This is a genomic window from Scandinavium sp., assembly GCF_036271055.1.
Taxonomy (GTDB): domain Bacteria; phylum Pseudomonadota; class Gammaproteobacteria; order Enterobacterales; family Enterobacteriaceae; genus Scandinavium.
The window spans coordinates 41,371-54,232 of sequence record NZ_DATBBJ010000108.1; the positions used below are offsets into that span (position 1 = coordinate 41,371).

The following is a 12,862-nucleotide window of genomic DNA, read 5'->3' on the forward strand; positions in this document are numbered from 1 at the left end:
CATGACCCCTTCCGTTGTTACCGAGCCGCTGCGCCCTGTTGAGTTGTACGCTATCGACCGTCAGGCGCTGCGTCAAAGTCTGGATGCGGCACTCGCCCGAGTCACGCAGAAATTAGATCGCAATATCGCCGCCTTTGGCGACAGCTTCCCCGGTGAAGCCTGTGAAAATGGCATTTGGCCGCGCACCAAAAATGTGGAATGGACCACCAGTTTCTGGACCGGACAATTGTGGCTCGCCTGGGAAATGACCGGCGAAGCGCGTTTTCGTGAAGCGGCAGAGCGCACCCTGCCCTCTTTTTACGAACGCATTGAGAAACGCATTGATACCGCCACTCACGATTTGGGTTTTCTGTATTCGCTTTCCTGCGTGAGCGCCTGGCGATTGACCGGTGACAAAGCTGCGCGCCAGGCCGCATTACAGGCCGCCGACACGCTGATGGAACGCTTTAACCCAACGGCGAAAATCATTCAGGCGTGGGGCGATCTCAACGATCCGGAGCAAAAAGGCCGGATGATTATCGACTGCAACATGAATCTACCGCTGCTGTACTGGGCCAGCGAACAGACGGGTGACTCGCGCTATGCCGAAGCCGCCACGGCACACGTGGAACAGGCCGCGCGTTATATCGTGCGCCCGGACGCCTCCACCTGGCACACGTACTACATGGATGTGGTGACCGGCGAACCGCGATTCGGTAATACCCATCAGGGCTACAGCGACACCTCGTGCTGGTCACGCGGGCAGGCATGGGGGATTTACGGTTTCCTGTTGAGCTATCTGCATACCGGTGATGAGAAAATGGTCGAACTGTCGCGCAGCCTGTCACACTACTTCCTCAATCGTCTGCCAGAAGATGAAGTGTGCCACTGGGATTTGGCCCTGCTCGGCACCGATGCGGTGCGCGACAGCTCTGCCGCCGCCATTGCTGCTTGTGGATTGCTGGAACTGGTCAAAGCGCTGCCAGCGTTAGATCCACACCGTGCGCATTATGAAGAGATGGCGCTACGCATTGTGAAATCGCTGACCGAAAACTATCTCGCACGCGACGACGACCCGACCGAGGGCTTGCTTAAACATTCGGTGTATCACATGGCGAGCGGGAAAGGCGTTGATCAGTGCTGTAGCTGGGGGGATTATTTCTATCTCGAAGCGTTAGCGCGCCTGCGTCAGATTTGGCCGCTGTATTGGTAAATAGCCGTCACAAAAAAGCCCTCGATTTCACAACCGAGGGCTTTTCTTTGCCCGGTGGTGGCTAACGCCTTACCAGGCCTACAAATTCGCTTTCTGGAACAATGTGTCCCACATGCCGAGCACCAGTGCCTGGTCGCGCGGGTTGAGCTCACCGGCCAGAATCGCTTTCTCCAGACTCTGTGACACCTGGCCGTAGACCGCTTGCGGAGAGTGATCGTCTCCGGCTTCCAGGTCCGCGACGGCGAGCGTCAGGTGGCCGCGCAGATAACCGCTGGCAAACAGTTCGTCGTCACTGGCGTGCTCAACCATGTCATCAATTAACGCCAGAATGCGCGATTCAAATTCTGCGATCATCTTCTTTCCTCAATTTAGATCTTCCGGCCAGGGGAAGTGTTCCGCCGTTAATGTCGGCGTTTGATAATAATCTTGTAATGCCGCGATGAAACGCGCCGGCCGTGCCGGGATACCTTCTGCGAGATAGGTCATCACCTGCGCATGTACCCGACGCTGAAACACGATGCGGTCCGGCTCAACATCACCTTCGAGATTGTCGCAGCTCACATTGAACGGGAAGCCTGCGGCGGCGCAAAATAGCCAGTCAAATGCCTGGGGTTTGACTTCCACATCTTCGAACTGACCCTGCGTTTTCGCATCGCGCCCGTCCGGGCAGTACCAGTAACCAAAATCCACGAGCTTGCGACGCTCAGCACCGGCAATGCACCAGTGCGAAATTTCGTGCAGCGCGCTGGCGTAAAAGCCATGCGCAAAGACGATCCGGTTGTACGGCGCGTCGGCATCAGCAGGAAGATAGATCGGTTCGTCTTCGCCTGAAATCAGACGGGTATTAAAATCATCAGCAAAACAGCCGTCGAAAATGTCGATCAGCTGCTGAAAATGGTGTTGTTGTTGCATCAATGAATTCCCAACCACTGGAGGATCTCCGCCCCGTGACTGTCATAGAGAAGTTTCGCGCTCATTACCGCCGAAACGATAACGATCATCGGCCGGATCAGCGTTTGTCCTTTGCTGAGCACCAGTCGCGATCCCATTCGCGCCCCTAAAAATTGTCCTGCCATCATCACAAAACCGGTCCCCCAAATCACCTTGCCGCCGATAATAAACAGCAGCAAACCGCCAACGTTTGACGTGGCGTTCAGCACTTTGGCGTGCGCGGTGGATTTGGCGAGATTAAAACCGGCTAGCGTCACAAACGCCAGCGCATAAAACGAACCGGCTCCTGGGCCGAAAAATCCGTCGTAGAATCCGACGCAACCACCCGCCACTAACGCGAACGGCAATCCGTGCAAACGGCGCTGGCGGTCTTCTTCGCCGAGCTTTGGCATCAACAAAAAATAGAGACCAATGCCAATCACCAGCAGCGGCAGAATTTGACGCAGAATGTCTGACTGTACGTGCTGAACCAGCAGCGCGCCGGTCATGGAGCCGATAAACGTCATCAGAATATTGAGTTTTTGGTCAGCCAAATTGACCACTTTTCGACGGACAAAATAAATAGACGACGACAGCGAACCGCCACAGGCCTGCAATTTGTTGGTTGCCAGCGCGTTAGCGGGCGACATGCCCACCGCTAACAGCGCCGGAATAGTCAACAGGCCACCGCCACCGGCAAGGGAATCAATAAACCCGGCCAACAGCGCGATAAAAAACAGGGCCACCAGCAAAAGCGGTGACACCATAAAAATCTCGGTGAAATGTTCCATCAGAGAACGTGCTCATCCAGTAGCGCCTGGCAGGAAGGCGGCAACGGCGGCGGCGTCTTCTTCACAGGTTTGCTTGACCCGGGTTTCGGTGGTTCGAACCAGCTTTGCAGTTCTGCGCCACAACCATCACCCGCAGGGGGAGCGGCCTGATCTTCGCATTCCAGGCTGCCAGCCGGGCAGCGCAAACGCACGTGCATGTGCGCGCGATGCTGGAACCACGGACGCACTTTACGCAGCCAGTCGCGGTCGGTGCCCGCATCAAGGCAAAGCTGCTGTTTGATAGCCGGATTGACGAAAATACGCGTCACGTCGTTGTCTTTAGCAGCCAGTTTAATCAGCGCGCTGATTTGCGGCGACCACAGCGAAGGCACCACGTGTTTGCCATCGGCGGCGACCAAATCCAGTGCTTGTGGCTTTAACAGTTGCGCAGACGTCCAGCGGATCTGAGGAAGTTGCAGGAAAACGTCGACGTCCAGCCCTGACTGATGGCTGGCGTGACCGCCGTTAAAACGCCCGCCCGCAGGCATCCCCATATCGCCAATCAACATCGTGCCAAGCCCCAGGTTGTGCACCTGATTGCTGAGACGCTGAATGAACAGGATCAAATCGGGATGACCAAAGTAGCGACGCTGATCGGTACGCATCACCTGATAGTTATCAGAGCGCAGCGGCAGCCCTTCCGATCCGACGATGCAACCATTGGCAAATGCGCCAATCGACTGCGCCGTTCCCGGGATCGGCTGGGTAATTTTTTGCCACGGCGTGGCGGCGAATCCTGCGCTGCTGGCAAGTATTGCCAGCAGCGCCATAACGGTTTTTTTCATTTTCCCGCGTTTCCCTGGAGATAATTACCAGCGAGGAAGTGTGGTGGTCACATCCGCATTCTGCGCGCGTTGGCGCAGCAGATGATCCATCAGTACGATCGCCAGCATCGCTTCTGCGATCGGCACTGCACGGATCCCTACGCAAGGATCGTGGCGGCCTTTGGTGATCATTTCTACTTCTTCGCCAAAACGATTGATAGTGCGACCCGGCACGGTGATGCTTGAGGTCGGTTTCAGCGCCATGTGGGCAATGATTTGCTGCCCGCTGCTGATCCCGCCGAGCACGCCACCGGCATGGTTGCTCTGAAAACCTTCTTTGGTGATTTCGTCGCGATTTTGACTACCACGTAGGCTCACCACTTCAAAGCCATCGCCAATCTCGACACCTTTTACCGCATTGATGCTCATCAACGCATGCGCGATGTCCGCATCCAGACGGTCAAATACCGGCTCGCCGAGGCCCGGCGGTACGCCATCAGCCACAACGGTGACTTTCGCGCCGATAGAGTCGCCTTCTTTTTTCAGGCCACGCATCAGTTCATCGAGCGCGTCGATTTTCGCCGGATCCGGGCAGAAGAATGGGTTCTGTTCAACTTGCTCCCAGTCTTTGATTTCCAGTGGAATATCACCCATTTGTGTCAGGCAGCCACGGATCACAATGCCAAATTTCTGCGCCAGATATTTCTTGGCGATAGCACCTGCCGCCACGCGCATCGCTGTTTCGCGGGCAGACGAACGACCACCACCGCGATAATCACGCAGGCCGTATTTCTGCTCATACGTATAGTCTGCATGGCCCGGACGAAACACGTCCTTGATCGCACTGTAATCCTGCGAACGCTGATCGGTGTTCTCAATCAACAAGCCGATGCTGGTCCCGGTGGTGACGCCTTCGAATACGCCGGAGAGGATTTTCACCTGATCCGGTTCGCGACGTTGCGTGGTGTAACGCGAGGTGCCAGGGCGGCGACGGTCAAGATCGTGTTGCAGATCCGCTTCCGTCAATGGAATACCCGGAGGCACGCCGTCCACGATGCAACCGAGTGCCACACCATGGGATTCGCCGAAGGTGGTTACGCGAAAGAGTTGTCCAATTGTGTTACCTGCCATCACGACTCCATCGAATTTTAATTAGTCTTTATAGATGCTGAAATGTTCGCGGGCAGCCAGAAGCTGCGCTTTGGTGAGCATAAAGACGCCGTCGCCGCCGTTATCAAACTCAAGCCAGGTGAACGGAACGTCAGGATACTGCTCTATGAGATGTACCATGCTGTTACCGACTTCACAAATCAGAATGCCGTCGTCAGTGAGGTAATCCGGTGCGTTGCCAAGAATGCGGCGCGTCAGTTTCAGACCATCTGAACCCGATGCCAGACCCAATTCGGGTTCATGGCGATATTCGTTCGGCAGGTCTGCCATGTCTTCTGCATCTACGTACGGTGGATTGGTCACAATCAGATCGTATTGCACTTTCGGCAAGTCGCGGAACAAGTCGGAACGGATTGGCGTCACGTGATGAAGCAGACCGTGATCTTCGATGTTTTGCTCAGCCACCGCCAGCGCGTCCGGGGAAATATCCACGCCGTCGACTTCCGCTTCCGGGAAGGCATAAGCACAGGCGATAGCGATGCAGCCGCTGCCGGTACACATATCCAGAATATGCTCAGGCTGATGGGAAATCAGGCCAGAGAAACGGTTATTGATGAGTTCGCCAATCGGCGAGCGCGGCACCAGCACACGTTCATCAACGTAAAATTCGTGGCCGCAGAACCAGGCTTTGTTGGTCAGATAGGAAACCGGGATACGCTCATTCACACGGCGGATCACACGTTCAACGATGCGGTGTTTCTCACTGGAGGTCAGACGCGCGGTATGCATGTCTTCAGGGATATCCAGCGGTAAATAGAGTGACGGCAGCACCAGCTGGACGGCCTCATCCCACGGGTTATCCGTGCCGTGACCGTACCAGATGCCCGCCGCACTAAAACGGCTGACAGACCAGCGCAACATATCCTGAATGGTATGCAGCTCATTGACTGCTTCATCGACAAAAATTTTATCCATTTTCCCCTCCAGGGCCCATCGCTGAAATTCGGCGGCTAGTTTGCCACGAAGACGCCGATAAATCAGCATCCTTGCGTCGCAGGACAGGGGAAAAAATGCGTTTTCCCTGCCCGGAAGCGAAGAGAGTCGGGTAAACTGTCGCAAAGTGAAAATGAGAAGAGTCGATGAAGAAGAAAACCGTACTCAGCGAGGAGGATCACGCGCTGTTCCAGCAGCTGATGACCGGCACCCGCAAGATTAAGCAGGACACCATTGTCCATCGCCCGGCACGCAAGAAAGTGAGCGAAGTGCCGGTGAAGCGCTTGCTTCAGGAACAGGCCGATAACAGCCACTATTTTTCCGATGAATTTCAGCCGCTGCTGAACACCGAAGGCGCGATGAAATACGTGCGTGCTGACGTCAGTCATTTCGAAGCGAAGAAATTGCGCCGTGGCGATTACTCCCCGGAGCTGTTTCTGGATTTGCACGGGCTGACACAGATGCAGGCAAAACAGGAATTAGGCGCGCTGATTGCCGCCTGTCGTCGTGAACATGTGTTTTGCACCTGTGTGATGCACGGACACGGTAAGCACATTCTGAAACAGCAAACACCACTGTGGCTGGCACAGCATCCACACGTGATGGCGTTTCATCAGGCACCCAAAGAGTACGGCGGAGATGCCGCATTGCTGGTGTTGATTGAGATAGAAGAGTGGCAACCACCTGAGCTGCCTTGAGAAAGTGGCGGGAAGCGCACGGCTCACCCGCCTTTTACTCAGATGGCTTTGGCCATCTTCAGATTGCAGGGGCTCATCTGCCAGTTGAACTGGCCTTGCCCGTTGGCGTCCAGGGTGACGTTTGCAATCGCGGAGGTCGAGAACATCGGCGGCGCTTCACTCGGACAGAGTTCGGACACCAGATAGCCCACCAGCGGCAGATGAGAAACCACCAACGCCGAGGCAACGCCTTCGTTTGCCAGCGCCTGCAGATAGGCACTTACCAGTCCCACATCGCCGCAAGGCGTGAGTTCCGGCAGGACATCGATCTCCTTTGGCAGGTTCATGCACTCCCCTACCACATCCAGCGTTTGTTCGGCTCGTAAGAACGGGCTGACCAGAACGCGCTCAATATCCACTTTTTGGCCTTTCAGCCAGGTCGCCATCTGACGGGATTCATCGCAACCACACGTGGTGAGAGGACGAACCGAGTCACTGGCTGCATCGAGGGCCGCATCGCCATGACGCATAATAAAAACTTGCATATTGCACCGCTTTTGTTAACCAGAAGCACCAAAGTAAAACACACGCAAGAATCACGCTGCTCACCTGGTGGTCGGGCATTGTGCCTGATCCATTCGATGAATGAAACGCTGTTTTTTACCTCAATGGCGTAAGTATAGTCAATATCTGTTTACAAAATAGCCATTCATCAGCGTTAACCATTTTCTGGATTTACCTTTATTTGACCTCGACTCAGCGTCTCAGTTTCATTTGTGGGCCAAAAGGCCAGGCCCTGTTCTGCCATCCTTACTAATGCGTCGCACGGCGCAAACCGTGGCCCATATTGGGTCGTCAGGCGTTGCAGAATGGCCACGACTTCCCCCGCGCCGAGGGTATCCATATACCGGAACGGACCGCCCAAAAACGGCGGAAAACCAATGCCAAACACCGCACCGATGTCACCATCACGCGCACTGCGAACAACTTGCTCATCAAAACAACGTGCCGCTTCGTTGAGCATCATCATCACGCAACGCTCGGCGATCTGTTGCCCGGAGAGCGTTCCCTTCTTCCCGGCACCAATAAGCGTATAAATTGCAGGGTCAGGTTGTTTTTTGCTTTTACGCCCTTTCGCGCCGTAAAGATAGAAACCACGACCATTTTTTCTGCCTTTGCGATCGTCATTCAAAATTGCGCTAATGATATTTGCAGGCGCGCTAAAACGATCTCCGTAAGCGCTTTCCAGCACTGGAATAATTTTAGTCCCGGTATCAATTCCAACCTCATCCAAAAGTTGGATTGGCCCTACGGGGAAACCAAATTTCGTTAATGCACCATCGATGTGTTCAATGGATTCACCCTCAGTCAGCAGCCGCATCGCTTCATTAATATAAGGGGCGAGAATCCGGTTAACGTAAAACCCTGCTTTATCAGCCACGACTACCGGCGTCTTTCCGAGCTGTTTCGCCAGCTTCACAGTGGTGGCAATCGTGGTTTCCGATGTGCCTGCATGCGGGATCACTTCGACCAGCGGCATTTTCTCGACCGGGCTAAAGAAATGCAGGCCAATCACCTGTTCCGGACGTTGCGCCAGTGCGGCGATATCACCAATCGGCAGCGATGAAGTGTTAGAGGCAAAAATGGTGTGCGCGGCGAAGTGCGATTCAACTTCCGCAACCATTTGTTGTTTCAGCGATAAATCCTCAAACACGGCTTCAATGACCACGTCCCTATGGGCGAAACCTCGGTAATCTGTGGTGCCTGAAATCAGGGCCAGTTGGCTGTCGCGCTCACTGGTTCGTATATGGCGGCGACGCACCTTCTTATCAAGCAACTCCCAACTGTACTTCAACGCATGGTTGATACCTTTGGCATTGATATCCTTTATACGTACCGGCAATTTCGCTTTGCTGGCGGTGACAAAAGCAATCCCGCCGCCCATCAAACCGCCGCCTAACACAGCCACGGAATGCAGATCTTTCGGTTCCGCGTTCGCCGCCGGATCTTTTTTCACTTCGGTGCTGGCGAAGAATATGGAACGCAGCGCTTTTGACTGCGGCGTCATCGCCAGCTCGCCAAACGCCCGGGCTTCGGCTTCGTAACCGCTGCTACTGCCCTGCGCCAGGCCCGTTTCTATTACCTTTAATATGCGTCCGGTCGCCGGGTAATTGCCCTGCGTTTTCTGCTCGGTCTTCTTCGCTGCCATACTGAACACAAGGCTTCGCCCCAACGGCCCAGCAAGAATGCGCTCCCGTACAGGCAGACGACGGCTACCGGGGCGCTCTTGTTTCGCCAACTCAATTGCTGCTTCCAGCAGAATGGAGTGAGGCACGACATCGTCGACCAGACCGACTTTCAAAGCCTGACGTGCGCGAAGCTGTTTGCCAGTCAAAATCATCTCTATCGCCTTGCTGATCCCCACCAAACGCGGCAACCGCTGCGTGCCACCTGAACCCGGCAACAAACCCAGTTGCACTTCCGGCAGGCCCAGCACCGTTTTCGCATCGTCGGAACAAATTCGGCGGTGACAGGCTAATGCCAGTTCCAGACCGCCACCGAGACAGGCTCCATGAATTGCCGCCACCACAGGGATCGCCAGCGCATGGATTTCCGCCATGATTTGCTGCCCCTGCTTCGCCAGCGCTTCGGCTTCCTGCGCCGTCTGGCAATTGCCAATCATGTTGATGTCGGCCCCGGCAATAAAGTTGTCCGGCTTGCCCGAGATAAACACCACCCCACGCAATGCTTTGTTGTCCCGGATTTGCTTGAGGATGGCCCTAACCTGAACGCCAAATTCCGCTTTCAGGGTATTCATTTTCTCGTCTGGCACGTCGATGGTAATGACGGCGACATTGTCGAGGCGCTCGGTCAGGGTAAATGCGGATGTCGTTTCCATTATTCGGCCTCCAGAACCATAGCCGCACCTAAACCGCCGGCAGCACAAGCGGTCACAAGGCCAAAACCACCGCCGCGGCGGCGTAGCTCATTGAGTGTTTGGGTGATCATTCGTGCGCCCGTGGCGGCAAAAGGATGTCCGTAGGCGATTGAACCGCCCAGAACGTTGAATTTACTGTCGTCAACTTCGCCCGTTGCGTGGCTGCGTCCGAGGACGTCGCGAGCAAAACGTTCGCTCGCCATGAGCTGGAGATTTGCCAGCGTTTGCGCGGCAAAGGCTTCGTGCATATCAAAGAGCGTCAAATCAGCCATTGTCAGACCGGCACGTTCCAGCGCCAGTGGTGTCGACCACGCTGGCCCCAGCAGCATGTCCTGCCAGACATCAATCGCGGTGAACGCATAACTGCGCAGATAGCCGAGCGGTTTCAGGCCCAACTCTTTCGCACGGGATTCGGTCATCAGGATAACCGCGGCGGCACCGTCGGTCAGTGGCGTACTGTTGGCGGCAGTCACCGTGCCGTGTTTGCGGTCAAACGCCGGACGCAGTTTTGCATAATCGGCTAGCGAAGAATTCATCCGCACGTTGTTGTCCTGCTCCAGCGGGTCGCGGAACGGTGGTGCGTAGGCGGTCATCACTTCATCGGTCAGTTTGCCGTCGGCCCAGGCTTTCGCGGCATGCAGATGAGAACGATGGGCCAGCGCATCCTGCTGCTCACGCGTGATGCCCCAGGTTTTCGCCATTTGCTCGGCAGTATCCCCCATCCGTAAGCCAGTGGAATATTCCGCAACGGCTGGCGGCACGGGCGCCAAATCACGCAGGCGAAGACGAGAGAAGAGTTTCAGTTTTTGCCCCATCGTCCGGGCTTTATTGGCGTCCACCAGCGTGCGCGCCAATGTTTTGCTGACCCCAATCGGCAATACGGATGATGAATCCGCTCCACCCGCAATCCCGGCGCGGATGGTTCCTGCCATCAGGCTTTCGGCGACGTTCGCCACCGCCTGAAAGCTCGTGGCGCAGGCACGACTGACGCTGTAAGCATCGGTGTGCACACTCATACCTGTCCCGAGTACGATTTCGCGGGCGATATTGGGCGCTTCGGGCATTTGTACTACCTGACCGAAGACCAGTTGTTCGATAATTTCGGGGGGAATTTCGCTGCGAGCCAGCAGTTCACCGACGACCATTTTCCCCAAATCGACAGCGGGGATGCCGTGAAATGCCGTCGCCTGACGAGCAAATGGGGTTCGCAACCCGCTGACAATGGCAATGCGATCGCCCTGACGGGTGATAAGCGGTAATGCCTGACTCATAACCTTCCCCTGATAAACGTAAAAAGTGGTCTGACCTGATAACAGTCTTAACTAATTTTTTACATTCAGCCAATCAGGGAAGCCCAAAAATGGGAGCCAAAACACACTGAGATAAAAAAGAAAACGCCCCTGCGTGGCAGAGGCGTTTAGAGAGGGGATTAACGCAGGCCGAGCTGGAAAATCAGGGTCTCAGCTTCGCAGCAGAATACGAAATCAATATCCAGTTGTACGCCGCCTTCTACTTCTTTAAAGGTCGGGATGATGTTGCATGGATCGGACTCCACACCACGCGCTCTTTCGCTTAATGCTGCCAGTGTTTCTTCGGCTTCTGCACGGTTCGCAAAAACGCGGCTGTAAGACGCGGTGCAATCGGTGTTGTCCATAATGGTGCCAACATCCATACAGCAGCAAACCGGGGTTTCATCAGCACTGCATTTACTCATCGTAGATTTCCTCTGTATTCGCACTCAGGGTGCCAGATAAACAATGCCTTTATTTTACGCCCCTGCCGTAAGGCTCACCAGTTGATATTAATTTGAACGGGGAGAAGTGAGCTAAATCACAATTAAAAATGATCTAAAACAAAAATCACCCTGTCAGGTGAACCTCGACGGCGCGAATTTTGCCAGCTGGATCAAATTTCTTAGATCACATTTGAAAAAACTTATAAACATACTTGCAACATCTCAGCTGGTCAGACCTATACTCTCGGCACTGGTCTGATTTCTCTGACGTAACACAGACCCTACACTTCGCACTTCTGTTACGGCATGTAACAAATTTTGAATAAAAATAACTCTATTGAGGTTATGGTCATGAGCCAAAAAACCCGTTTTACAAAATCTGCTTTAGCAGTTGCAGTGGCGCTTGTCTCTTCACAGGCCTGGTCAGCAGGCTTTCAATTAAACGAATTTTCTGCCTCTGGTTTAGGGCGTGCTTATTCTGGTGAAGGCGCTATTGCCGACGATCCAGGTAACGCCAGCCGTAACCCAGCACTGATTATGATGTATGACCGCCCACAGATGTCTATCGGCGGCGTATTCATCGATCCAGACGTGAATATCTCCGGTAAATCTCCAACCGGTAAGAGCACCGATGCCGATAACATCGCGCCAACCGCCTGGGTTCCAAACTTACACTTTGTCATGCCTATTAACGATCAATTTGGTTTCGGCGCGTCCGTCACCTCTAATTATGGCCTGGCGACTGAGTACAACAATGACTACACAGCAGGTAGCGTAGGCGGTAAAACCGACCTGACAACCGCTAACCTGAATCTGAGTGCAGCCTACCGCTTAAACAGCGCGTGGAGCTTCGGCCTCGGCTTTGATGCGGTCTACGCTAAAGCGAAAATCGAACGCTATGCCGGTGATTTAGGTCAGATTGTTGCCGGTTCCGGCGCATTGAATTCCAACCCGCCGCTGGCTGGTGCTGTCTCGCAGATCCCTGCCGACACGCAGATTGCTCGCCTGAAGGGTGATGATTGGGGCTTTGGCTGGAACGCCGGGATCCTGTATGAACTGGATAAAAACAACCGTTACGGCTTCACCTACCGCTCTGAAGTGAAAGTTGACTTCGACAAAGGTGAATACAAGAGCGATCTGCCGTCTGCCTATAACCAAATCCTCGGCAGCTTCGGCCTGCCAATGGGCACCGATGGCCACACCGTCGATGGTTCTCTGACCCTGAACCTGCCTGAAATGTGGGAACTTTCTGGTTATAACAAGGTGGCACCGCAGTGGGCTATCCACTATAGCGCGACCTATACCAGCTGGAGTCAGTTCCAGGAGCTGAAAGCTAATGGCTCAAACGGCGAGACGCTGTTCTATAAAGATGAGAGCTTCAAAGACGCATGGCGTCTGGCGCTGGGTACTACTTACTACTACGACGACAACTGGACCTTCCGTACCGGTATCGCGTTTGATGATAGCCCGGTTCCAGCCGACCATCGTTCTATCTCCATTCCGGATCAGGACCGTCTGTGGCTGAGCGCAGGTGCAACCTACGCGTTTAACCAGGATGCTTCTATCGATGTGGGTGCGTCCTACATGCACGGTCAGAACGTGACTATAGAAGAAGGCCCGTATAAGTTCCGCTCTGACGGTAAAGCGTGGCTGTTCGGTTCTAACTTCAACTACCGTTTCTGATAACGCGTTA

13 protein-coding genes are annotated in these 12,862 nt (G+C 54.5%); 3 read left to right on the top strand and 10 right to left on the bottom strand.

Features of this window, described 5'->3' with window-relative positions; genetic code table 11:
• Position 1 precedes the first annotated feature (1 nt).
• Positions 2-1,192 (top strand): glycoside hydrolase family 88 protein, encoded by a 1,191-nt coding sequence (locus VH187_RS22595; protein ID WP_329703675.1) that lies wholly within the window; start codon positions 2-4, stop codon positions 1,190-1,192.
• A gap of 78 nt (positions 1,193-1,270) precedes the next feature.
• Here the strand turns inward: VH187_RS22595 and VH187_RS22600 are convergent, their stop codons facing one another.
• From VH187_RS22600 to prmB, 6 genes are read right to left on the bottom strand one after another with little or no spacing between them, the layout of a single operon-like run.
• Entirely contained in the window at positions 1,271-1,546 is a 276-nt protein-coding gene (locus VH187_RS22600; protein WP_329703676.1) for a YfcL family protein, read from the bottom strand.
• Positions 1,547-1,555: 9 nt separating this feature from the next.
• Positions 1,556-2,104: an elongation factor P hydroxylase gene (locus VH187_RS22605; protein ID WP_329703677.1), complete on the bottom strand. Its 549-nt coding sequence runs from the start codon at positions 2,102-2,104 to the stop codon at positions 1,556-1,558.
• Complete coding sequence (locus VH187_RS22610; RefSeq protein ID WP_329703678.1) at positions 2,104-2,913, bottom strand: sulfite exporter TauE/SafE family protein; 810 nt, start codon at positions 2,911-2,913, stop codon at positions 2,104-2,106. Before VH187_RS22610 ends, VH187_RS22605 begins: the two co-directional genes overlap by 1 nt.
• Positions 2,913-3,737, bottom strand: coding sequence for a penicillin-insensitive murein endopeptidase (gene mepA / locus VH187_RS22615; protein ID WP_329703679.1), 825 nt, complete (start codon positions 3,735-3,737; stop codon positions 2,913-2,915). Before mepA ends, VH187_RS22610 begins: the two co-directional genes overlap by 1 nt.
• A gap of 24 nt (positions 3,738-3,761) precedes the next feature.
• Positions 3,762-4,847, bottom strand: a complete 1,086-nt coding sequence (aroC, locus tag VH187_RS22620; RefSeq protein WP_329703680.1) for a chorismate synthase — start codon at positions 4,845-4,847, stop codon at positions 3,762-3,764.
• A gap of 21 nt (positions 4,848-4,868) precedes the next feature.
• The gene (gene prmB, locus VH187_RS22625; RefSeq protein ID WP_329703681.1) at positions 4,869-5,801 is read right to left on the bottom strand and encodes a 50S ribosomal protein L3 N(5)-glutamine methyltransferase; all 933 of its coding nucleotides are present in this window, start codon (positions 5,799-5,801) and stop codon (positions 4,869-4,871) included.
• A gap of 164 nt (positions 5,802-5,965) precedes the next feature.
• Between prmB and smrB the strand changes: the two genes are divergently transcribed.
• Positions 5,966-6,517, top strand: coding sequence for an endonuclease SmrB (smrB, locus tag VH187_RS22630; protein ID WP_329703682.1), 552 nt, complete (start codon positions 5,966-5,968; stop codon positions 6,515-6,517).
• A gap of 38 nt (positions 6,518-6,555) precedes the next feature.
• Here smrB and sixA read toward each other — a convergent pair whose 3' ends face one another.
• From sixA to VH187_RS22650, 4 genes are all read right to left on the bottom strand, one after another.
• Complete coding sequence (gene sixA / locus VH187_RS22635; protein ID WP_329703683.1) at positions 6,556-7,041, bottom strand: phosphohistidine phosphatase SixA; 486 nt, start codon at positions 7,039-7,041, stop codon at positions 6,556-6,558.
• 173 nt (positions 7,042-7,214) lie between these two features.
• A complete protein-coding gene (gene fadJ, locus VH187_RS22640) occupies positions 7,215-9,395 on the bottom strand; it encodes a fatty acid oxidation complex subunit alpha FadJ (protein WP_329703684.1) in 2,181 nt (726 codons plus the stop codon).
• Entirely contained in the window at positions 9,395-10,705 is a 1,311-nt protein-coding gene (gene fadI, locus VH187_RS22645; protein ID WP_329703685.1) for an acetyl-CoA C-acyltransferase FadI, read from the bottom strand. Before fadI ends, fadJ begins: the two co-directional genes overlap by 1 nt.
• 158 nt (positions 10,706-10,863) lie before the next feature.
• Positions 10,864-11,148: a YfcZ/YiiS family protein gene (locus tag VH187_RS22650; RefSeq protein WP_329703686.1), complete on the bottom strand. Its 285-nt coding sequence runs from the start codon at positions 11,146-11,148 to the stop codon at positions 10,864-10,866.
• A 372-nt stretch (positions 11,149-11,520) separates the two neighbouring features.
• On the opposite strand from VH187_RS22650, the gene fadL reads away from it, so the two are divergent.
• Positions 11,521-12,852 carry a long-chain fatty acid transporter FadL gene (gene fadL, locus VH187_RS22655; protein WP_329703687.1) on the top strand — a complete coding sequence of 444 codons (1,332 nt, stop codon included), beginning with the start codon at positions 11,521-11,523 and terminating at the stop codon, positions 12,850-12,852.
• The last annotated feature ends 10 nt before the right edge of the window (positions 12,853-12,862 follow it).

Excerpts from the sequence above, each read along its gene's own strand:
- aroC (WP_329703680.1), bottom strand. The coding sequence starts at position 4,847 with ATGGCAGGTAACACAATTGGACAACTCTTTCGCGTAACCACCTTCGGC.
- VH187_RS22605 (WP_329703677.1), bottom strand. The coding sequence starts at position 2,104 with ATGCAACAACAACACCATTTTCAGCAGCTGATCGACATTTTCGACGGC.
- smrB (WP_329703682.1), top strand. The coding sequence starts at position 5,966 with ATGAAGAAGAAAACCGTACTCAGCGAGGAGGATCACGCGCTGTTCCAG.
- sixA (WP_329703683.1), bottom strand. The coding sequence starts at position 7,041 with ATGCAAGTTTTTATTATGCGTCATGGCGATGCGGCCCTCGATGCAGCC.
- VH187_RS22650 (WP_329703686.1), bottom strand. The coding sequence starts at position 11,148 with ATGAGTAAATGCAGTGCTGATGAAACCCCGGTTTGCTGCTGTATGGAT.
- fadJ (WP_329703684.1), bottom strand. The coding sequence starts at position 9,395 with ATGGAAACGACATCCGCATTTACCCTGACCGAGCGCCTCGACAATGTC.
- VH187_RS22600 (WP_329703676.1), bottom strand. The coding sequence starts at position 1,546 with ATGATCGCAGAATTTGAATCGCGCATTCTGGCGTTAATTGATGACATG.
- VH187_RS22610 (WP_329703678.1), bottom strand. The coding sequence starts at position 2,913 with ATGGAACATTTCACCGAGATTTTTATGGTGTCACCGCTTTTGCTGGTG.
- fadI (WP_329703685.1), bottom strand. The coding sequence starts at position 10,705 with ATGAGTCAGGCATTACCGCTTATCACCCGTCAGGGCGATCGCATTGCC.
- VH187_RS22595 (WP_329703675.1), top strand. The coding sequence starts at position 2 with ATGACCCCTTCCGTTGTTACCGAGCCGCTGCGCCCTGTTGAGTTGTAC.
- fadL (WP_329703687.1), top strand. The coding sequence starts at position 11,521 with ATGAGCCAAAAAACCCGTTTTACAAAATCTGCTTTAGCAGTTGCAGTG.
- prmB (WP_329703681.1), bottom strand. The coding sequence starts at position 5,801 with ATGGATAAAATTTTTGTCGATGAAGCAGTCAATGAGCTGCATACCATT.
- mepA (WP_329703679.1), bottom strand. The coding sequence starts at position 3,737 with ATGAAAAAAACCGTTATGGCGCTGCTGGCAATACTTGCCAGCAGCGCA.